At 57.2% G+C, this 21109-nt stretch carries 13 protein-coding genes; 10 read left to right on the top strand and 3 right to left on the bottom strand.

Annotation, left to right across the window (positions count from 1 at the left end):
* Nucleotides 1-17 precede the first annotated feature (17 nt).
* Both dnaE and tilS read left to right on the top strand, forming a co-directional pair.
* The gene (gene dnaE, locus K0H80_RS13385) at nucleotides 18-3491 is read left to right on the top strand and encodes a DNA polymerase III subunit alpha (RefSeq protein WP_220071899.1); all 3474 of its coding nucleotides are present in this window, start codon (nucleotides 18-20) and stop codon (nucleotides 3489-3491) included.
* Entirely contained in the window at nucleotides 3492-4904 is a 1413-nt protein-coding gene (tilS, locus tag K0H80_RS13380; protein ID WP_220071898.1) for a tRNA lysidine(34) synthetase TilS, read from the top strand.
* A 234-nt stretch (nucleotides 4905-5138) separates the two neighbouring features.
* Here the strand turns inward: tilS and dgcS are convergent, their stop codons facing one another.
* A complete protein-coding gene (gene dgcS, locus K0H80_RS13375; RefSeq protein ID WP_220071897.1) occupies nucleotides 5139-6014 on the bottom strand; it encodes a diguanylate cyclase DgcS in 876 nt (291 codons plus the stop codon).
* 258 nt (nucleotides 6015-6272) lie between these two features.
* On the opposite strand from dgcS, the gene K0H80_RS13370 reads away from it, so the two are divergent.
* A complete protein-coding gene (locus tag K0H80_RS13370) occupies nucleotides 6273-8222 on the top strand; it encodes a monovalent cation:proton antiporter family protein (RefSeq protein WP_011866414.1) in 1950 nt (649 codons plus the stop codon).
* A gap of 25 nt (nucleotides 8223-8247) precedes the next feature.
* On the top strand, nucleotides 8248-8961 hold the full coding sequence (locus K0H80_RS13365; protein WP_220071896.1) for an SGNH/GDSL hydrolase family protein: 714 nt from the start codon (nucleotides 8248-8250) through the stop codon (nucleotides 8959-8961).
* Nucleotides 8962-8999: 38 nt separating this feature from the next.
* Here the strand turns inward: K0H80_RS13365 and K0H80_RS13360 are convergent, their stop codons facing one another.
* The gene (locus tag K0H80_RS13360) at nucleotides 9000-10124 is read right to left on the bottom strand and encodes a patatin-like phospholipase family protein (RefSeq protein WP_011866412.1); all 1125 of its coding nucleotides are present in this window, start codon (nucleotides 10122-10124) and stop codon (nucleotides 9000-9002) included.
* Between the two features lie 501 nt (nucleotides 10125-10625).
* On the opposite strand from K0H80_RS13360, the gene K0H80_RS13355 reads away from it, so the two are divergent.
* Nucleotides 10626-11294, top strand: a complete 669-nt coding sequence (locus tag K0H80_RS13355; RefSeq protein ID WP_220042930.1) for a response regulator transcription factor — start codon at nucleotides 10626-10628, stop codon at nucleotides 11292-11294.
* Between the two features lie 79 nt (nucleotides 11295-11373).
* On the opposite strand, the gene K0H80_RS13350 is transcribed toward K0H80_RS13355, so the two are convergent.
* On the bottom strand, nucleotides 11374-14874 hold the full coding sequence (locus K0H80_RS13350) for a PAS-domain containing protein (protein WP_220071895.1): 3501 nt from the start codon (nucleotides 14872-14874) through the stop codon (nucleotides 11374-11376).
* A gap of 257 nt (nucleotides 14875-15131) precedes the next feature.
* Between K0H80_RS13350 and K0H80_RS13345 the strand changes: the two genes are divergently transcribed.
* The 5 genes from K0H80_RS13345 to K0H80_RS13325 all read left to right on the top strand — a co-directional run bounded on the left by K0H80_RS13345 (nucleotide 15132) and on the right by K0H80_RS13325 (nucleotide 21080).
* Nucleotides 15132-16172, top strand: a complete 1041-nt coding sequence (locus tag K0H80_RS13345) for a DcaP family trimeric outer membrane transporter (protein ID WP_220071894.1) — start codon at nucleotides 15132-15134, stop codon at nucleotides 16170-16172.
* Between the two features lie 119 nt (nucleotides 16173-16291).
* Nucleotides 16292-17089 (top strand): ABC transporter ATP-binding protein, encoded by a 798-nt coding sequence (locus K0H80_RS13340; RefSeq protein WP_011866408.1) that lies wholly within the window; start codon nucleotides 16292-16294, stop codon nucleotides 17087-17089.
* Nucleotides 17089-19056, top strand: coding sequence for a long-chain fatty acid--CoA ligase (locus tag K0H80_RS13335; RefSeq protein ID WP_220071893.1), 1968 nt, complete (start codon nucleotides 17089-17091; stop codon nucleotides 19054-19056). The genes K0H80_RS13340 and K0H80_RS13335 overlap by 1 nt, the downstream gene beginning before the upstream one ends.
* The gene (locus tag K0H80_RS13330; RefSeq protein WP_011866406.1) at nucleotides 19053-19946 is read left to right on the top strand and encodes a branched-chain amino acid ABC transporter permease; all 894 of its coding nucleotides are present in this window, start codon (nucleotides 19053-19055) and stop codon (nucleotides 19944-19946) included. Before K0H80_RS13335 ends, K0H80_RS13330 begins: the two co-directional genes overlap by 4 nt.
* A 60-nt stretch (nucleotides 19947-20006) precedes the next feature.
* A complete protein-coding gene (locus K0H80_RS13325; RefSeq protein WP_220071892.1) occupies nucleotides 20007-21080 on the top strand; it encodes a branched-chain amino acid ABC transporter permease in 1074 nt (357 codons plus the stop codon).
* Nucleotides 21081-21109 lie beyond the last annotated feature (29 nt).

Here is a 21109-nt window from a genome sequence, read left to right as displayed (position 1 = left end):
TAAATCAGAATCTTCTTATGTCAGAACCTCGTTTCGTGCACCTGCGCGTACACAGTGATTTTTCCATGTCTGATGGCCTCGCCAAGGTCAAGCCCATTCTCGCCAAGGCAAGTGAAGATCAGATGGCCGCCCTGGCCCTGACCGATAACACCAACCTCTGTGGCCTGGTGAAGTTTTATGGCGGCTGTCACGGCGCGGGGATCAAGCCCATCGTAGGTTGTGACTTCTTCATGCTGGTGCCGGGTTTCGAGGATGAATTTTGCTCTCTGACTGTGCTGGCGATGAACAACGAGGGGTATAAAAACCTCACCCTGCTGATCAGCGATGCCTACCTGCGTGGCCATGTGAAAGACAGGGCGGTGATCGACCAGGCTTGGCTGGAGCGCTACAGCGAAGGGCTGATCTTGCTCTCCGGCGCCAAAGATGGCGACGTGGGCAAGGCGCTGCTCAAGGGTAACCAGGGCCAGGTGGACTCTCTGGTCGCCTTCTATCAGACCCATTTCCCCGACCGTTATTATCTCGAGCTTATCCGCACCGGGCGCCCCGATGAGGAGCGTTATCTGCATATGGCAGTCGAGCTGGCGGGCGAGAAAGACCTGCCCGTGGTCGCCACCAACCAGGTGGTCTTCATACAGCCTGAGCAATTCGAGGCCCACGAGATCCGCGTGGCCATCTCGGATGGTTTCACCCTGGCCGACCCAAGGCGGCCGCGCCGCTACAGCGAGCAGCAATATTTCCGCAGTCAGGATGAGATGTGTGAGCTGTTTGACGATATCCCTGAGGCGCTGCAAAACAGCGTGGAGATCGCCAAGCGCTGTAACGTTACCGTGAGACTCGGAGAGTATTTCCTGCCTAACTTCCCCACCGGCGATCTCTCCATCGAAGATTTTCTGGTCGAGGTCTCCAAGAAGGGCCTGGAGGAGCGTCTAGAGTTCCTCTTCCCCGATGAGGCACAGCGCGCCGAGCGCCGCGGTGAGTATGACGAGCGTCTCGATGTCGAGCTGACGGTAATTAACAACATGGGATTCCCCGGCTACTTCCTCATCGTGATGGAGTTCATCCAGTGGGGTAAAGACAACGGTATTCCTATCGGTCCCGGCCGTGGCTCGGGGGCGGGCTCTCTGGTGGCCTATGCGCTTAAGATCACCGACCTCGACCCGCTGGAATTCGACCTGCTGTTCGAACGTTTCCTTAACCCAGAACGTGTTTCCATGCCCGACTTCGACGTCGACTTCTGCATGGACAGACGCGACGAGGTGATCGATCACGTGGCCGAACTCTATGGCCGCGACGCCGTATCGCAGATCATCACCTTCGGTACCATGGCGGCTAAGGCCGTGGTGCGTGACGTGGGCCGTGTGCTGGGCCATCCCTATGGCTTCGTTGACCGTATCTCTAAGATGATCCCGGCCGAGCCAGGCATGACACTGGCCAAGGCGTTCGAGGCCGAACCGGCGCTGCCCGAGGCCTATGATGCCGACGAAGAGGTAAAAGATCTCATCGACATGTGCCGGGTGCTGGAAGGGGTCACCCGTAACGCGGGTAAACACGCCGGGGGCGTGGTGATCGCGCCGACTGTGATCACCGACTTTGCGCCGCTCTACTGTGACGCCGAGGGCCACAACCCGGTTACCCAGTTCGATAAGAACGACGTAGAAACCGCCGGTCTGGTGAAGTTCGACTTCCTGGGTCTGAGGACCCTGACCATCATCGACTGGGCGTTGCAGATGATCAATCCGCATCTGGCGAAGCAGGGCAAAGAGCCAGTGCGTATCGAGGCGATCGTTTTGGATGATCCTGCCTCCTTCCGTCTGCTGCAGCGTTATGAAACTACCGCCGTGTTCCAGCTGGAATCCCGCGGCATGAAAGATCTGATTAAGCGCCTACAGCCTGACTGCTTCGAAGATATGATCGCACTGGTGGCCCTGTTCCGTCCCGGGCCGCTACAGTCGGGCATGGTAGATAACTTCATCGAGCGTAAGCACGGCCGTGAAGAGGTTTCCTATCCGGACCAGCAGTGGCAACACGAGAGCCTCAAGCCGATTCTGGAGCCCACCTACGGCATTATTCTCTACCAGGAACAGGTGATGCAGATCGCCCAGGTGCTGGCGGGCTATACCCTGGGCGGCGCGGACATGCTGCGCCGTGCCATGGGTAAGAAGAAACCCGAAGAGATGGCCAAGCAGCGTAGTGTCTTCGAAGAGGGCGCGGTCAAGAACGGCGTCGACGGCGAGCTGGCGATGAAGATCTTCGACTTGGTGGAGAAGTTCGCCGGTTACGGCTTCAACAAGTCGCACTCGGCCGCCTACGCCTTGGTGTCCTACCAGACCCTCTGGCTCAAGACCCACTTCCCGGCGCAGTTTATGGCGGCGGTGATGTCGGCGGATATGGACAACACAGACAAGATAGTGACCCTGGTGGACGAGTGTGAGCGCATGGGCTTGCCGCTGTTGCCGCCGGACGTCAACAAGGGCCTGTTCCGCTTCACCGTGGATGACGATCTCAACATCGTCTATGGCATCGGCGCCATCAAGGGCGTGGGTGAAGGCCCGGTGGAATCGATTCTGAAGGCGCGTGAGGATGGGCCATTCGTGGACCTGTTCGACTTCTGCGCCCGGGTCGATCTCAAGAAGCTTAATCGAAGAGTGATTGAGAAACTGATCTGCGCCGGCGCCCTGGATAACCTGGGACCGCACCGCGCCGCCATGATGGCGACTCTGCCTGAGGCAATTCGCGCTGCCGATCAGCATGCCAAGGCCGAGGCGATTGGTCAGCACGACATGTTTGGCCTGCTCAACAGCGAGCCGGAAGACAACAAGCAGCAGTTTGTGCACTGTACCCCCTGGCCGGACAAGGTGTGGCTCGAGGGCGAGCGGGAGACCTTAGGTCTGTATCTGACTGGTCACCCGATCAATCAGTATCTCAAGGAGCTCAAGCACTACACCTCGGGCAGGCTCAAGGATGTGCATCCCACCGAGCGAGGCAAGACCACCAAGGCCGCCGGCCTGGTGGTGGCGACCCGTGTGATGATGACCAAACGCGGCTCCAAGATGGGCCTGGTTACCCTGGACGATAAGAGTGCGCGTTTGGAGGTGATGCTGTTTACCGAGGCCTTTGAGAAATTTGGTGAGCTGCTGGAGAAAGACAGGATCTTGATCGTCGAAGGGGAGGTAAGTTTCGATGACTTCTCCGGCGGCAATCGCATGACGGCCCGTAACATCATCGACATGGGTGAGGCGCGCAGCCACTTCGCCCACGCGGTCGAGGTGGATCTGGACGGCGCTAGTATCACACCAGAGTGGCTCGGCCAGTTCCAGCAGGCGGTCGAGCCCTGGAAGGCGGGCAGTGTGCCCTTGGTGATCAACTATGCCCAGCCTACCGCCAAGGCCCAGTTCAGGCTGGGGGATGAGTGGCGGGTGAATCCGACCGACGAGCTGATGCTGGCATTGGAGACACTGACCGGGTCTGACAAGGTAAGGATCCTCTTCTAGATGGCGCATGACAGCTTCTGTCCATTTCATGCCCTGACCCAGCTACTAGCGCGGGTGAAGCCTGCGGCTGGCATTAAGTCACGTACTAAGCCAGCTATGAAGTTAGTGCTGGCTTACAGTGGCGGCGTCGACTCAGAAGTGCTTGCCCATGGCCTGAGCCTATTTGCCAAGCAGCATCCCGAGTATCAATATCTCCTGGTGCATGTGCATCATGGCCTCAGCGCCAATGCTGATAGCTGGCAGAGCCACTGTGAGCGCCGCGCCCGCGAGTATGGCTTGCCGATTAGCGTCAAGCGGGTGACAGTGGCTAGCGGCGCCCGCATCAGTCTCGAGGCCGCGGCCCGCGAGGCGAGATACGATGCGCTGCGAAGTGAGTTAGCCCCCGGCGATATCCTGCTCACCGCCCATCATCAGGACGATCAGCTCGAGACGCTATTGTTGGCGCTCAAGCGAGGTCTCGGGCCCAAGGGGCTGGCGGCCATGGGAGAGGTTCAGGCTTTTACCCCCAATAATCTGTTGCTCAGGCCGTTGCTGACCACATCCCGCGCCCAAATAGAAGCCTTCGCTAAGGCCGAGAGGCTTAGCCATATCGAGGATGAGAGTAATAAGGACAGTCGTTTCGACCGTAACTTTTTGAGGAACGAGGTGCTGCCGATTCTCACGGCGCGCTGGCCAGCCTTTGCCGCCACCGCCAGTCGCAGCGCTCAATTGTGCGCCGAGCAGCAGGCGCTGATCGATGAGGAGGTGAGTCTTCGCTTACCTGCCATGTTGCTAAGTGTGTCCCATAGCCAGGCGGCCGTGTTGGATCTAAAGGTGCTGGCAGAGCAACCAGGGCGCTGGCATCCCCATCTGCTGCGGGGCTTTATCGAGCATCGCGGCTTCCCCTTACCCTCGGCGGCGCAGCTGGGGGATATTTTGGCGCAGCTCGAGGCCAAGGCCGATGCTCAGGTGGCGATTCGCATCAAATCTATGGTGCTGAGACGTTTTCAACACGCCCTCTATCTGGACTCTGCAGAGGTCGGCCCCAGGCATGAGCAAGTGCTGGAAGGCCTGGATGAGGATGTGAGATCCCAAGGCTCGACGTTAAGCTGGCCCATCGACAGCCAAAGCCAGCTTGTGGCGAACTGGAGCCTAACTGGCCCTAGGCTACGTCTAGAAAAGGCCGACGAGGTGACGCTGCGTTTTGGTGCCTCGGGTAGTCTGCGCTGTCACCCCGATGGGCGGGACAAGGGGCGGGAGCTGAAGAAGCTGTGGCAAGAGTTTGCCGTGCCGCCATGGGAGCGAGGGCGTATTCCGCTTATTTTTTACGGAGAGCAATTAGTTGCGGCTGTGGGGCTCTGGGTGGATAAGCGCTACCTGGCACCTCAAGGCGAGGGGGGCTGGCAGTTCAGCCTTGCTGAAGTTAATGGCTAATAGCTGATATCTAATCGCTAACATCTAGTATTTAACGGCTAATAACTAACATCTAATACCTAACATCTAATACCAATCTTCCAATACCTAACATCTAATATCAATCATTCAAGCGGCAGGATAGCGCTATCCTGCCGGGTACTTTTCAAATCGCGACTTCTTTAAATCTGCTCTAAACCTGTTCCAAAGCCCTTCTAATCTCTACTCGATCTCGCCTTTGACTCGGATGCCACTCTAATCGACGCGGTAGCAGCGACGTCCGGCCGCCTTGGCGCGGTAGAGGGCCTTGTCGGCCCTGAGGTACAGGGTCTCGGCATCATTGCCAAGCTGCCACTGGGCAAGGCCCATGCTGGTCTGCACCTGAAACTTGGTCAGCAGGCTATCGCCTTCCATCATGGCGAGGATCCGCTCACACAGCACGCTGGCCGCCTGGGTATCGCCTTCGATCAGCAGGGTAAACTCGTCGCCGCCGATACGAAAGGCTTGGTCGCTGTCGCGAATCGCCTGCTCAAGTGTGTGACCGAATTGACTCAGCACCTCATCGCCCACCAGGTGGCCATACTTGTCATTCAGACTCTTGAAGTTATCGAGATCCAGCACCACTAAGGTGATCGCATCCCCATGGCGCTGAGCGCGGGCCAGAACCTGCTTGAGGCTCTGCTCATAGTAGCGGCGGTTTCCCAGGTGGGTGAGTGAATCATGCATCGCCTGTTTCGCCATCTGCTGGTAGGCGATGGCGTTCACTAAAGGGCTCAGCAGCAGCGACTGCAACTGATACAGCAGCTCTGTCTGTGGCTTGATCAGCGGCGCCGACAGACGATAGGCGATGCTGATGCTCACCCCATCATGGCTAAGGTTTTGTTTTATTAGTAAACCTTGCTCACCGCCCCAGCTTAGCTGATACTCTTTATAGCAGAGGGTGATCCCCAGCACTGGCAAGTGTTGTCCCATGAGTTTGCCGTAGCAGGCAAATACCGTCCGTGGATCTAGGCTCTCATGCAGCTGCTGCATGACGGTGACCAGATTAGGCGCACCGACTGTATTGTGATGGTGATCTGGCTGATAGCGATATTCGTCAAACGAAAATTCTGTCGCTAAGGCAAAGTCCATAATCTTTACTCCACAATGTAACGGACCCGAGATAGGTTATATAAAGCAAAAAACGTGCCTAATACTAAATGATGAGTTTGTCTATATATGTCATTGAGTTAGTCTGGGGAAGGGGGGACTGAGCCTGTGACAGTATTTTGACTTTGGCAAGAAACTTGACGTTAGAGATCGCGTCCAAGCACATTTGGGCACACCGTTTTGGCACACAGTTTTTGGGAAGAGAGTATTTGAGGGCAGGCAGAGGAGCGCGCAGCGGTAATGGAACACAGCATACTGATTAAGATCCTGTTGATGTTGATGATGGCCATAGTGGCGATCGCCCTCTTTAGGCGGGCGGGGCTGCCGGCTATCCTGGCCTATCTAATCACCGGGGTGATCAGCGGCCCTTCTGTGTTCAACTGGTTCACTCAGCAGCAGATCCACTCGGTGGCCGAGCTGGGGGTGGTACTGCTGATGTTCTCCCTAGGTCTCGAATTCTCGCTGCCCAGGCTGTGGGCCATGCGCCGCACCGTATTTGGCCTGGGTAGCGCCCAGGTGTTCGTCACCGCCGTCCTCACCATGTGCATCAGCATGTTGTTGGGGCTTAACTTGAGCGAGTCCATCGTGGTGGGTTCGGCCATTGCTCTCTCCTCTACTGCCATCGTACTCAAGCTGCTCAACGAGCGCGGCTGGCTCAGGCGGCGCCACGGTGAGCTGTCGGTGAGTGTCTTGCTGTTTCAGGATCTGGCCGTGGTGCCCCTGCTGATCCTCATGCCTCTGCTGGCCTCAGATGGTGAGATGCTGAGCTGGCACCAGATCTTGCTCGCCATGGGGGAGGGGGTATTGGCCTTTATCGCCCTGATGGCAGTGGGTAAGTGGGCTCTGCCTAAGGTGTTTGATGAGGTGGCGCGCTCGCGCTCCAACGAGCTGTTTGTGCTCTCTACCCTGGTGGTGGCGCTGGTCACTGGCGCCCTGACCCAGTGGCTGGGGCTCTCCATGGCACTGGGCGCCTTTATCGCCGGTATGCTGCTGGGGGAGAGCCAATACAAGCGCCAGCTGGAGGCGGACATTCGCCCCTTCAGGGATCTGCTGATGGGACTCTTCTTCATCTCTATCGGCATGTTGCTCGATTTTAGCCTAGTGATCACCTTCTGGTGGCAGGTACTGCTGCTGGTGGTGGCGGTGATTATCGCCAAGGCCTTGATCGTCTTTGGCCTGCTCAGGGCGGCCAAGGAGTCGTTTCGCACCTCTGTGGCTACTGCCATCAGCCTGGCGCAGGTGGGTGAGTTCAGCTTCGTGGTGCTGGCGCTGGCGGTTAACTATCAGCTGCTGGAGATCACCGTCAGCACTAAGCTGGTGATGGTGGCGGTGCTGTCGATGGCGGTGGCTCCCTGGCTGGTGCGTCACAGCGTGGATATCGCCAGACGCCTGCATGGGGTCAAGTCGGTTAAGCAGGGCGGCCACGAGACTATTCCTATCCCGGAGCAGAGTAGCGACCTGGTGTTGATTCTAGGCTACGGTCGGGTGGGGCAGACCATAGCCCGTTTCATGAAGACCGAGGCGATCCCCTATCTGGTGCTTGACCGGGATCCTACCAGGGTGAGCGAGGCGCGCCGGGCGGGAGAGCCTGTCTATTTTGGCGATGTGGCCAAGCGGGCGATCCTCAAGCAGGCGCAGATCAAACAGGCCAAGCTGATCGTGCTCACCTTTACCAGTAGTCATGTGCTCGATGAGGTATTGCCCCTGTGCCGTCAGCTGGCGCCCGAGGCCAAGATCTTGGTGAGGACCCGCGACGACGAGGGCATGGAGGCACTGGAGGAGGCGGGCGCCAGTCAGGTGATCCCGGAAACCCTGGAGGGCAGCCTGATGTTGGTGTCTCAGGTGCTCTATCAGTGCGGCGTGCCCCTGACCCGGATCCTCAAGCGCCTCGAATATGAGCGGCGCAATCACTATCAATATCTGCATGGCTTCTTCTCCGGCGAGGAGACAGACTTTACCTTGGAGCTGCTGCACGCCGTGGCCCTGCCCAAAGGCGCCCAAGTGGTGGGCCAGCCGCTCTCGGCCATTCCTTGGGACAAGCTCAGGGTGGAGCTCAGGGCGGTACGCCGCAGCGGCGCCGAGGTGGAAAGCCCTGAGCTTGATTGGCTGATTCGCCCCGGGGACATCCTCATCATCCTGGGTAAGCCGAGGCGCATTGAGAAGGCCGAGCATTACCTGCTTCAAGGCTAATCGGATAAGAGAGGGTAAAAGCGCTATGGTACGACCAGCCCTGTTAATTATGCTCTCTCCCTTGCTGCTGATGCAGGCGCTATGGGTCAAGTGGCGCACGCCAAGGCTGCCAGAGCCCGATGGTGAACGCAGTGGCGAGTTGGGGGAAGGGAAGCCGCTTAGGCTCTTGATTCTTGGCGACTCAGCAGCGGCGGGCGTCGGCGTCACCCACCAGGATGAAGCCCTGAGCGGTCTGCTCACTCGTCTGCTGGCACCTCACTATCGACTCAACTGGTGCTTACTTGCCAAGTCGGGCATGACCACAGCCCAGACGCTCAAGCTTATCCAGCAGGCACCAAATAGGGTCGATGTCATTCTTATCTCTTTGGGAGTCAACGATCTCCTCTCGCCCATAGACGTGCAGGGCTGGCTTGCCTCGACCGGCGCGCTGATAGGCGGCTTACTCGAGGCCTCGCCCGGCGCAAGGGTGCTGCTGACGCCACTGCCGCCCCTAGGGGACTTTCCGAGATTTTCTCAGCCTCTCGCCGGTGTGTTGCGGCGACGGGAGGCGCGCTTTAATCGGGCGCTAGAGCAGTTTTGCCAAGAGGAAGCGGCCTGTCAGCTCCTGCCCCTCATGCTGCCTCTGACGCCAGAAGCCCTGGCCAGCGATGGCTTTCACCCCAGTGCGGCCAGCTATCGTCTGTGGGCGAAATGCGCCAGTCAGGCGATCCTCGCCCGCCGCGGGGCTGTCACCTTATAGTCGACCCGTCCAGTCTAGTTAACGCCTTTTGAGAGTCTTTAGCGGATATTGAAGAAGGCCTTGATCTCATCTATCTGACACATGGCATCCTGATAACCCAGGTTGATCAGTGCGCTGCAATAAGACTGCTCGAACAGCAGGTAAGAGACGATACTCGAGTCAGATTGCTGGTTGATGCCGATTAGCCGCAGCAGGGCCTTCACCGCCATCGGCATATCCTGATAGTGCTGGGCGGCGATAAGACTCAGATCCTCGCTGGGTTTTATCACAAGTGTGTCTATGGTCTTGAGTGACGCCTCATGTCTGCGCTCCTTGGGGATCAGATTGAGTGTGCTGTTGATCCGCTGAAGACGCTCGAGATCGCTGTTTAACGTATCGGAGAAGATGGTATCGAGCAGGTGACCGGCTATGGTCGCCGTCTTGGGATGATGCTCGAACTCCTTGTGCACCTGCTTATGGGGGCTCTCCAGGTTGATCACCATGATCTTCTCCGCCCCCAGATGAATCGGGCTGCTCAGGGGGGCCAGCTGATGCACAGAGCCATCGCCATAATAGCCGCGATTGAGCTTCACCGAGGGAAACACCAGGGGGATGGCGGCGCTGGCCAGCAGGTGTTCGGTATGAAGATGAGTGCGCTGGCCGCCACGGCGGGCGCGGTTCCACTCGTCAATCTCCTTGGCGGCCTGGAAGAAGCTTACCGAGCGCGACGAGTTATAGCAGGAGGTGTCTACGCTCAGGGCATGCAGGGCGCCGTTGGCGATATTGCGGTCGATCCGCTCGAAGTTAATCAGGTTGTTCAGCAGGTTTCTCAGGGGCTGGTTGTCAAACAGGCTGCCGGCTTCGGTGTTGATCTTCACATCCTGTAGCCCCATCAGCGCCATCTGCGCCAGGTGAGAGAAGATGCCGCCAAAAGAGGAGCGGTAGACCTTATGGGTGCTAAAGTGGCGCCAGACCCACTCTAGCTTACGTACCCCGAGGTGAAAACAGGAGGCGTGGGTAGCAATCGAGGTGCCGTTGATGGCGCCGGCAGAGGTGCCGCAGATGATCTTAAAGGGCACGCCGTGGTTACGGGGATAGAACTGCACTATCGCCTTGAGTACCCCGACCTGGTATGCGGCGCGCGCACCGCCGCCCCCTAACACCAATGCTGTCTTATCTGGCAACTGAGTTCCCTCTGAATGAATTCTATTGTGTCGCGCCTGGCGGCAAGTCTTGTGATTGCGCTGGCCTTGACCAGCCTGTCATTTTTATACGCTTTGCCAAGTTAGCTATGTCCTGCAATTGGAAACGTCCCTTAGCGCTGTCTCTTTTATGATGGCCGAGGCCGATATTGATTAGGATATGTGAGCCGTGAGCCATGTTCAAGCTAGTGTCCCTGGATGATTTTCTCGCCCCAGTGGCGTAGCTTCTAGGGCCTTTTGGGATCAACAAGCTGCGATTCGGCCTCAATACGTCATCTCTAGCACAAATAATAGGGTGATGACCTAGATAATAAGTCTATATTGACTCAAGCCTCAGTGGTCGCTTTTGGCGTCCCAATGCCGCTATCTACTTGTAATGTAAATGTTAACTGACAAGTTGTCCCTCGACCATGGGTTTTGGGCCTGTTTGATAATCTCTAAGGTTCGCGTAGACTGGAAATGAGTACATATGAGGGATCAAACATGTTACAGCCACTAAAAATAATAATAGCTGATGATCATCCACTGTTTCGGCAAGCACTCGTAAACACCCTAACCACTCAGTTCGATCAGCCTATGCTGTTTGAGGCGGAAACGGTGACGGCACTGGATGAGATCTTAACCCAGCATCAGGATGCAGACCTGCTCTTATTGGATCTGAATATTCCTAATGCGCATGGATTCAACACCTTAGTCAATATTCGTAACAGCTATCCCCACATAGGGATAGTGGTGATTTCCGGCCAGGAAGATAAAGTCACTGTGGGCAAGGCGATGTCCTTCGGCGCGGCGGGCTTTATTCCCAAGTCCTCGCCGGTCGAGCAGATGGTCAAGGCGATCAATGCCGTGATGGCCGGCCGCCAGTGGACGCCGCCGGGCTGTGAGGATCTTAGCGCCGTGACCCTGGACAGCATGAGTAGCAAAATCGCCAGCCTGTCACCACGTCAGCATAAGATCTTGATGATGTTTGCCGACGGCCTGCTCAACAAGCAGATCGCCTATGAGTTAGGTCTGTCAGAGGCTACTATTAAGGCCCACGCCAGCGCTATCTTCCTCAAGCTTGGGGTACATACCCGCACCCAGGCGGTGATCGCCATGAGTCAGCTCTATCTGGACAAGACGCCGCTGACCGCCGAGGTGGAAGAGGTCTAGTCGTTTAGGGCTGATAGGTTTCTCACATTTGATAAAAAACGCCCCGCAGCGGTTTATGTCTGAAGCGGGGCGTTTGCTTTTAATCGGTCAGCGGGTCCACCAGATTAAAGTGGGGACTCGGCTGGGCCGAATAGTTGTTGTGCAGGCTGTTGGCCAGGGTAGCGCTCATCACGGCGCGCAGGGCGATGGGCTTGATGATCTTACGCAGATAGCCATAACCCAACGCCTTGGTGCGCTGCACCACCTCCTCGTCTATGGTGGCGGTGATCAGAATCGCCGGAATGGGGCGGCTGGAAAGGGCCTGTAGCTCGGCCATGAGATCCAGGCCATTTTGGTTGTTATCCAGCTGATAGTCCATCAGCACTATGTCCAGCTTACCGGCAAACTGGCTGACACAGGCCTTGGCCTGCTGCGCCGAGGAGGCGGTATGCACCTGACACTTCCAACCCTTCAATAGCTCCTCCATGCCCGCCAACACGTTGGGGTCGTCATCGACGCACAGCACCTTGACGCCGTTGAGGGTGAGGATATCCGGCTGGCTGGTCTGCTCCTCTATAAGCTTTGGCTGGGCGACACTTAGGCTCAGGCTGAAGATGCTGCCCTGATTGACCTGTGATGACAGGGTAAGCCTGTGCTGCATCAGCTCCGCCAGGCCCTGGGCGATATTCAGTCCCAGTCCCAGGCCGTTAACGCCCTCATGGCCTGAGTGCTGCAAACGGGTAAACTGCTCGAAGATCACCGCCTGCTTATCGGCGGGGATCCCAGGGCCGTCATCCACTACCTGGATGGCGATGGTGTCGCCGTGGCGGCGACAACCCAGCAATATGCGTCCGCCACCGGCGTAACGAAACGCATTGCTGATCAGGTTCTGCAGTATGCGTCTGAGCAGCACCTTATCGCTGCGCACCCAGAGTTTGGTCTTGATACACTTAAACTCCGCCTGTGTGGTGCTGGCCATGGCGCTGAACTCCTCCACCAGGGAGTCGAGCACCTCCTGCAAGGCAAACTCGGTGATCTCGGGCACTACTGTGCCTCCCTCGATGCGCGACACCTCATTGAGATCCAGCAGCAGCTCGTTGGCCACCTGCAGGGCATTGTCGATATAGCCTATCTGCTGTTTCTGTTTGTTGGACAGCTGACCGCCCTGGACGAAGGCGGAGGAGAAGAGCCGCGCCGCCGACAGCGGCTGCAGCAGATCATGGCTACAGGCCTTGAGATACTGGCTCTTCTTCTGGTGCGCCTGTTCTACCTTCTGTAGCGCCTCGGCAAGCTCTTCGTTGGACTTGGCCAGCTGTAGATTAGCCTGCTCGAGCCGCTTGGTGCGCTCAAACACCCTGGCTTCCAAGTCTAAGTTTTTCTCTTTCAGCAGTTTCTCCGCCTCACGGTACATGCTGATGTCGGAGAAGATCATCACGAAGCCGCCGCCGGGTATGGGGTTGCCCTGGATGCGTATCGTCTTGCCGTCGGGTTGGATGCGCTCTGTGGCGTGGCGGCTCCCCTGGCGCAGGAAGTTGAGGCGCCGCTCCACCTGCTCATCCAGGTTGGGAATATAGCCCTTGCCGAACTTGAGGTTGTACTCGATTAGCTGGCGCACCGGGCAGCCGATGTAGACCAGGTCGTCCGGGTAGTTAAACAGGCTGAGGTATTGCTGGTTCCAGGCCACCAGGTTGAGGTCTTTGTCGATAACCGATATCCCTTCGCTGGCGTTCTCGATGGCGCTGTGTAGCACGCTGCGGCTGAACTCCTTGCGATGGCTGGAGGCCTCCTCTACCAGCTGGGCCACATCCTCGATAGCGATGTCGCGACCGTGGAGGGCGCAGGAGAGCACCAGGCGCGCCGAGGCCGAGCCCATGACGCTGGCGAGCATGTTTTCGGTAAAGAAGATCAGCGCCTGATTGTGGGCGTTCTTGTCCTGAATTGGCTGGGGCTGACAGGAGAAGAAGGAGTAGAAGCCCTGGGCGGCCTTGTCCTTACCCACGAAGCGGGCCACCAGTAGCTCAAGCTCGGTCGGGTTCACATGCTTGGGTACCTCGGGCAGCGCCTTGTCCAGCTCTGGGCGCTCAATGAAGTGACCTATCTGCATCTGCTCGTGCACGCTCTGGCGGGTAAAGGAGGAGACCAGCCAGATGGCCATCACGTTGACAAACAGACCCACCAGAGTTGCCATAGTGGTCATCGAATAACCGCTGCCGGCGAAGGGGTGACCGTAGAGACCCAGCTGCGGCAACAGGTTCAGCACCAGCCAGAGGGCGAAGCCGCTGGAGATCCCAACCAATACGCCGATCAGCGTGACCCGGCGCCAGAGGAAGGCGGCAAACAACGCCGGGCCTATCTGGGCGATGGCGCCGAAGGCCACCTCACCTAAAGATGCCAGGGTGTCGGGCGGGGCGATGAGGAACATGCCATAGCTCATGAAGATCACCAGCAGCACCAGCGCCTTGCGGATATTAAGCAGGTGCGAGCGGAACTTGTGGAAGTCATTGCTCTGTATGTTGTTGATCTTAAATAGGGTTGGGAAGACGATCTCGTTACTCAGCATGGTACTCAGTGCGATGGTGGAGATGATCACCATGGAGCTGGCCGCCGAGATGGCGCCGAGAAAACTAAACAGCCCCAGCCAGATATCGCCGCTGAAGACAGGCAGAAACAGCACATAGGCGTCGCTCTGTAGCGAGTCGCCATAGAGGATGTTGCCCGCCTGACCCAATGGCGTGGCGAAGAAGGCAAACACCAGCACATAGAGGGGGAAGGTCCAGCGGCTCCAGAGCACATGCTTCTGTGATTTCAGCTCGACGATCAACACCTGGAACTGTCTCGGCAGACAGAGAAATGCCGACATTACGATAATCAACAGGCCAAACAGCGAGATGAAGTTGGGGTAATTAAACTCCGCCTCTAGGGGCTTTATCTCCGTCGCCTGGCGCCAGATATCCATGGGCGAGTCGAACAGGAAGAAGGAGACGAAGATGCCTATGGTGAGGTAGGCGATAAGCTTCACGAAGGACTCGAAGGCGATGGCCAGCATCATGCCCGGATGGCGCTCGGTCACGTCGATGGCGCGTACCCCGAAGACGATGGTGAAACCGGCGAGGATCAGGCTCACCACCAGGCCCAGCTGCCAGGAGGAGAGCAGGTGATCTTGCCGCAAGATCTCATAGGAGTTGACGATCGCCTTCTGCTGCAGCGCGATATAGGGCAGGGTGCCGAACAGGGCGACGAAGGTGACCACCACCGCCAGCAAGGGCGACTTACCGAAACGGGCCGCCAGCAGATCGGCAATCGAGGTGATGTTGAGCTTGAGACAGACGCGGATCACCCGCTGGATAAAGGGCCAGGCGAAGATAAACAGCAAGATAGGCGCGATATAAACCGGCAGATAGGCGAAGGAGTTGTTGGCGGCCTGTCCGGCGGTGCCGAGAAAGCCCCAGGAGGTACAGTAGACCCCCAGCGACAGGGAGTAGATGATGGTGTGCTGCCCGGCAAACCACTTGCCGCGGTACTTGTCACCCAGAAATGCCATTAAAAACAGCAGGCCGATATAGCTGATGCTGATGGCAACCAATAGCCAGTTTGGGAACATCTGTCACTTATCCTATCTTTTCAGGAGCTTATCTCGCCATCCCGGCTCGCTCCTTTTATTTTGTTATTCAAGCCAACATATCACAGTTAAGGTGAAAGTCGGCATTTACGGCCATCGACTTAAGTATTAGTGCTTACTGCCTAATCCTTGGGTATTGCGCCCTATGGCCTACGACCGCTGCATTACTACCTATTCCCAATTGAGGCAAAGGAGGCATTTCTCCATCTTGGAGGCAACCACAAAAGGGGATAATCAAGATGCTCACATTAACAATAAAAAAACTCACACTCGCAACTTCACTCGGTCTGATGGCCAGTTCTGCCATGGCAGGTTATGACTTTAACGTCGGCGACGACGGCAAGCTGTCTTTCGGCGGCTACCTCAAGGTCGATGCCCGCTATGTTAATGGCGATGTCGCCTATCGCGACTTCTGGATTGGCACAGGCACGCCGCTCGAAGAGAGCGCGTCACAGTTCCGTATCTTCGCCAACGAGTCTCGCTTCAATACCAAGTATGTTCACGGCGACGTGATGGGTTTCATCGAGATGGATTTCCTCGGCGGTGGCGGCAACCAGGTGGTGTCTAACTCGGCCCATCCGCGTCTGCGTCACGCCTTCATCAAGTATAAAGACTTAACCGTGGGTCAGACCTGGACCACCTTCATGAACACCAGTGCCATCCCGGAAACCGCCGACTTCGCCGGTGCCACGGTTGGTCTGGCCTTCGTGCGTCAGGGCCAGATCCGTTACGACATGGGCGGCTTCCAGGTCTCTATCGAGAACCCTGAGAGTGACGGCGGCGATACCGCCAACGACGATCTGCCGGATGTGGTAGCCCGTTATAACTTCAAGGGCGACTGGGGTAACGTCTCCATCTCGGCGCTGGGTCGCAGACTTAACACCCTGGGCGGCAACAGCGAAACTGCCTTCGGTGGCTCGATTGCCGGTCGCATCAACACCTTCGGCAAAGATGATCTGCGCTTCCAGTTCCACCAAGGGGAAGTGGGCCGCTACGTGGGCCTGGGGGTGACTAAAGATCTTATCGGCGAAGAGGTGGAAACCAGTACCTCTTATCTCGCCGCCTACCGCCACTACTGGACAGACACCCTGCGCAGCACCTTCCTCTATGGCCGCATCGAGACCGACAAGTCCGATGCCGATCGCAGCCAGTGGAGCGTCAACCTGTTCCAGAACCTGACACCGGCACTGGCCGTGGGCATCGAAGTGGGTAACTTCGCCCTGGATGACCAGAAGGTCGATTCTAACTACGCACAGTTCTCAATGCGTTACGCCTTGTAAGTGCTCTTGGGGGAGGACTTCCTCCCCACTTTTTTTACCCGTTTAACCCTCGTCCTGGCATCTGCCGGGGCGACTCATCGCCGAGACACCCAGGCAGAGCCGTTTAAAGGAGTAGGGTTGTGAAAGATACCATTTTAACTGTCGATCAGATCTCGCTCGCATTTGGTGGGGTAAAGGCCCTGACCGATGTGAGCTTTGAGGTCGAGCGCGGCGCCGTGTTTTCGATTATCGGTCCCAACGGGGCGGGTAAGACCTCGATGCTCAACAGCATCTCGGGTCGCTACCGTCCGCAGAAGGGGACAATTCATTTCGATAATCAGGATGTCACCCATCTCAGACCCAATGCCCGTGCCGATCTCGGCATAGGCCGTACCTTTCAAAACCTGGCCCTGTTTGGCCACATGTCGGTGCTGGACAACATCATGGTGGGTCGTCACCACCTGATGAAAAACAACTGGCTCACCGGCCCCCTGTACTGGGCCTCACCGGCGCAGAAAGAGGAGCTGGCCCATCGCCGTCAGGTGGAGGAGATCATCGACTTTCTCGACATCTCCCATGTGCGCAAATCTATCGCCGGCACCCTCTCTTATGGCCTGCGTAAGCGGGTCGAGCTGGCCCGCGCCATGGCGCTCAATCCTAAGCTGATTCTGCTCGACGAGCCGATGGCGGGGATGAACCTCGAAGAGAAGGAGGATATGGCCCGCTATATCCTGGATCTCAACGAGGAGTTCGGCATTACCGTGGTGATGATTGAACACGACATGGGGGTGGTGATGGATATCTCCCATGAGGTGATGGTGCTCGATTTCGGTAAGAAATTGATCTCTGGCCTGCCCGAAGCGGTGATGGCCGACGAGCACGTGAGACAGGCCTATCTCGGCCTTGAAGATGACGAGCAATTACAAGAGGTTGGCTAATGACTCAGGTAAATAATGCGTCGACGGCGCGGGCCTTCGACATGGGTAATCTCGATACCTTTCCCAAGATCCTGCGCCACAATGCGGCCAACTGGGGTAAAGAGATTGCCATGCGCGAGAAGGAGTTCGGCATCTGGACCGAATTCAGCTGGCAAGATTATCACAACCGGGTGAAGTGGATGGCGCTGGCCTTCGACCACCTGGGCATCAAATCACACAGCACCATAGCCTTGCTGGGCGAGAACCGTCCCGAGTGGGTCTGGGGCGAAGTCGCGGCCCATGCGCTGGCCTGCTTCTCACTGGGGATTTATCAAGATTCGCTGCACGAAGAGGTGGCCTATCTGCTCAATCGCAGCGAGGCCCAGGTGATCGTCGCCGAAGATGAAGAGCAGTGCGACAAGCTGCTGGAGCTGGGCGACAGCATCCCCTCGGTGAAATATATCGTCTACTGTGACCCACGCGGCATGCGCAAGTACGACGATCCACGCCTAATCAGCGTCGAGGAGATCTATCGTCTCGGCCAGGAGGTGGATAACACCCAGCCGCGCCACTACGACAACCTGGTCGATGCGGGCAAGGCCGAGAACATCGCCATCTACTGCACCACCTCGGGTACCACCTCTAAACCTAAGATTGTCTTGTTGCAGGGCAGCAAGTTTATCGACCACTGCTGCTCTTATCTAAGAGCCGATCCCCGCGCGCCGGGGGACAACTATGTCTCGGTACTGCCGCTGCCCTGGATCATGGAGCAGGTCTACGCCGTGGGTCAGGCGCTCATCGCCCGTCAGATCGTTAACTTTGTCGAAGAGCAGGAAACCATGATGGCGGATCTGCGCGAGATAGGCCCTAGCTTCGTCTTGTTAGCGCCTAGAGTGTGGGAAGGGATCCTCGCCGATGTGAAGGCGCGCATGATGGACTCGACTCCGCTCAAACAAAAACTGTTCGACTTTGCCATGAAGCGTGCCGAGCAGCGACTAGCCGAGGGCAGACGCTCTAAGCTGGCCGACATCATCTTGATGAAGGCGCTGCGCGACCGCCTAGGGTTTTCCTTCCTCAAGTCCGCGGCTACCGGCGGCGCGGCCATGGGACCTGATACCTTCAAGTTCTTCCAGGCGATCGGTGTGCCTCTGCGTCAGCTCTATGGCCAGACCGAGATGTGCGGCGCCTACACCATACACGACGAACATGACGTGGATTACGACACGGTTGGTGTGGCCTTCGATACCGCCGAGCTTAAGGTGATCAACACCGACAGCGAAGGGGTGGGCGAGGTGATCGCCAGAACCGTAGGCATGTTCAACGGCTATCTGGGCGACCAGGCGGCTTATGATGAAGATGTCAAAGATGGCTGGATGCACACGGGGGATGCCGGTTACTTCAAGCCCTCGGGCCATCTGGTGGTGATCGACCGTATCAAAGATCTGGCCAAGACCAGCCAGGGCATTCAGTACTCGCCGCAATATATCGAGAACAAGCTTAAGTTCTCCTCCTTCATCGGCGAGGCGGTGATCTTAGGTAAGGACAAGCCCTATCTGTCGGCCATCCTCTGTATCCGTTTCAGCATCGTCTCCAAGTGGGCTGAGCAGCAGGGACTGGCCTTCACCAACTACACCAACCTGTCGAGTCTGCCAGAGGTGTATCAGCAGCTACAGGCCGAGGTGGAGCGGGTGAACGAGACACTGCCCGATGCGCAGAAGATCAACAAGTTTATCTTGCTTTACAAGGAGCTGGACGCCGATGACGGCGAGTTGACCCGTACCCGTAAGGTGAGACGTGGGGTAATAGCCGACAAGTATGGCGAGATCATCGAGGCCATCTATGGCGACCAGTCCCATGTGGATATCGACACAGTGATCACCTTCCAGGATGGCACCAAGTCGCGCATCCAAACTCAAGTCAAGGTGGCGACCGTGATCGCCCCGCGTCAGTCCATCGAGGGCGAGGCGAGTCAAAGGAGAGCATCATGAATTTTGAACTCTTAATTCAATTAATTATCAACGGCCTGATCGTCGGCCTGCTGTATGGCGTGGTGGGCATGTGTTTCGTGCTGGTGTACAAGTCGACCCAGATCGTTAACTTTGCCCAGGGGGAGTTTCTGCTGGTGGGAGCCTGGGTCTGCTGGGCGTTCCTGACCTACTTCCAGTTGCCCTTTTTCGTCGGCTTCCTCTTCACCCTCTGCTTTATGGCGGTGTTTGGCGTGCTCTTACAGATGATAGTGCTGCGCCCCATGATAGGCGAGCCGATCATCTCGGTGATCATGGTAACTATTGGCCTGTCTATCTTCTTCCAGTCGCTGACCAAGTGGATATTCGGCGTGTCGCCCCAGAGCTATCCTCAGGTGTTCGACACTCAGTCCATCGCCATCTTCGGCCTGAACATAGAGCTGGCTTATTTGATGAGTACTGTGATCGCGATACTCATCATGGCGGCCTTCTTCCTCTTCTTTAAGTACTCCAAGCATGGTCTGGCGATGCGCGCCACGGCGTTTGACCAGCAGGTGGCCCAGAGCCTGGGGATCTCGGTCAAGCAGGTGTTTGCCATGAGCTGGGGCATCGCCGCCACAGTATCGGCCACCGCAGGCGTGGTGATCGGCATGGTCAACGGCGTGTCTGATTCACTCTCCACCATAGGCATCAAGGTGTTCCCAGCGGTGATCCTGGGCGGGCTGGACTCTATCGTCGGCGCCATCGTCGGCGGCGTGGTGATAGGCGTGCTGGAAAACATCGCCGAGTTCTTCGACAGCCAGTGGCTGCATATCGGCAACATGTACGACATCGCGCCTTTCTATGTCTTGCTGGTGATCCTCTGGTTCAAGCCTTACGGCCTGTTCGGCACCCGTGATATCGAGCGAATTTAAGGAGCATAGCCATGACACAGCTAATTGCGTTCGACCCTATTGCAGTTCAAGGAGTTTTCTATGTCTAGTTTAGCGATGCGCCCGTGCGGGGATTTTCGCACCAGCTATAAGGCTGACAACACGATTTTTGAAACCAAGACCATACGCCTGGTGACCTGTCTGGTGATTGCGCTGGCCTGCGCCGCGCCCCTGGTATTGGACGGCTATTTTCTGACCCTGTTTATTCAGATCTCATACTTAGGCATCGCCGCCCTGGGGCTGAATATCCTGGTGGGCTTTACCGGGCAGATATCCTTAGGTCACGGCGCCTTCTTCGGCTTCGGCGCCTTCGCCTCGGCTTGGCTCAACACCAGCTTTAACATCCCTGTGGTGTTTTGTATTCCGCTGGCGGGCTTTCTCACCATGGGCGTGGGCATGATGTTCGGTATGCCGGCAGCAAGGATCAAGGGGCTCTATTTGGCGATTGCGACCCTGGCGGCTCAGTTCATCATTCAGGACTTCTTCGGCCGCGCCGAGTGGTTCTCGGGTGGTTCGTCCGGCGCCATGGCGGCGCCTGTGAGCCTGTTCGGTTTCGATTTCGACACCGACATGAGCTTCTATTTCATCGCCCTGTTTGCGCTGGTGTTCATGTATATCTGGGGCTGCAACCTGATGCGTAGCCGCGACGGCCGCGCCTTCGTGGCGGTGCGCGACCACTATCTATCCGCCGAGATCATGGGGGTCAAGCTTAACAAGTATCGCCTCTTGTCCTTCGGCATCTCCTCTTTCTACGCCGGCATAGGTGGCGCCCTGTATGCCCACTACCTGGGCTATGTCTCCTCCGAGGGCTTCACCATCTTAATGTCGATTCAGTTCCTGGCCATGGTGATCATCGGCGGCCTGGGTTCTATCAAGGGCACCCTGATGGGCGTGGTCTTCATGGTGCTGCTGCCCGAGGTGTTAGAGGGCATGGTGGGACTGATGAAGTATACCGACTTCGGCAACCTGCCTATGGTCACCGACGGTCTGGCCTACATCAAGGAGATGGCTATCGGCCTGGTGATTATCCTGTTCCTCATCTTCGAACCCGAGGGACTGGCCCATCGCTGGGGACAAATTAAGAACTATTGGAAGTGTTACCCCTTCGCCTACTAAGTCGAGGGCTAATGAAATTGATGTAAAAC

It is taken from the genome of Shewanella aegiceratis, assembly GCF_019457495.1.
GTDB classification, from domain to species: domain Bacteria; phylum Pseudomonadota; class Gammaproteobacteria; order Enterobacterales; family Shewanellaceae; genus Shewanella; species Shewanella loihica.
The sequence above is the reverse complement of the archived record's forward strand: the minus strand, read 5'-3'. Positions and strand labels throughout refer to the sequence as shown.

Coding starts and splice junctions, on each gene's coding strand:
- dnaE (WP_220071899.1), top strand. CDS start 18: ATGTCAGAACCTCGTTTCGTGCACCTGCGCGTACACAGTGATTTTTCC.
- tilS (WP_220071898.1), top strand. CDS start 3,492: ATGGCGCATGACAGCTTCTGTCCATTTCATGCCCTGACCCAGCTACTA.
- dgcS (WP_220071897.1), bottom strand. CDS start 6,014: ATGGACTTTGCCTTAGCGACAGAATTTTCGTTTGACGAATATCGCTAT.
- K0H80_RS13370 (WP_011866414.1), top strand. CDS start 6,273: ATGGAACACAGCATACTGATTAAGATCCTGTTGATGTTGATGATGGCC.
- K0H80_RS13365 (WP_220071896.1), top strand. CDS start 8,248: ATGGTACGACCAGCCCTGTTAATTATGCTCTCTCCCTTGCTGCTGATG.
- K0H80_RS13355 (WP_220042930.1), top strand. CDS start 10,626: ATGTTACAGCCACTAAAAATAATAATAGCTGATGATCATCCACTGTTT.
- K0H80_RS13350 (WP_220071895.1), bottom strand. CDS start 14,874: ATGTTCCCAAACTGGCTATTGGTTGCCATCAGCATCAGCTATATCGGC.
- K0H80_RS13345 (WP_220071894.1), top strand. CDS start 15,132: ATGCTCACATTAACAATAAAAAAACTCACACTCGCAACTTCACTCGGT.
- K0H80_RS13335 (WP_220071893.1), top strand. CDS start 17,089: ATGACTCAGGTAAATAATGCGTCGACGGCGCGGGCCTTCGACATGGGT.
- K0H80_RS13330 (WP_011866406.1), top strand. CDS start 19,053: ATGAATTTTGAACTCTTAATTCAATTAATTATCAACGGCCTGATCGTC.
- K0H80_RS13325 (WP_220071892.1), top strand. CDS start 20,007: ATGTCTAGTTTAGCGATGCGCCCGTGCGGGGATTTTCGCACCAGCTAT.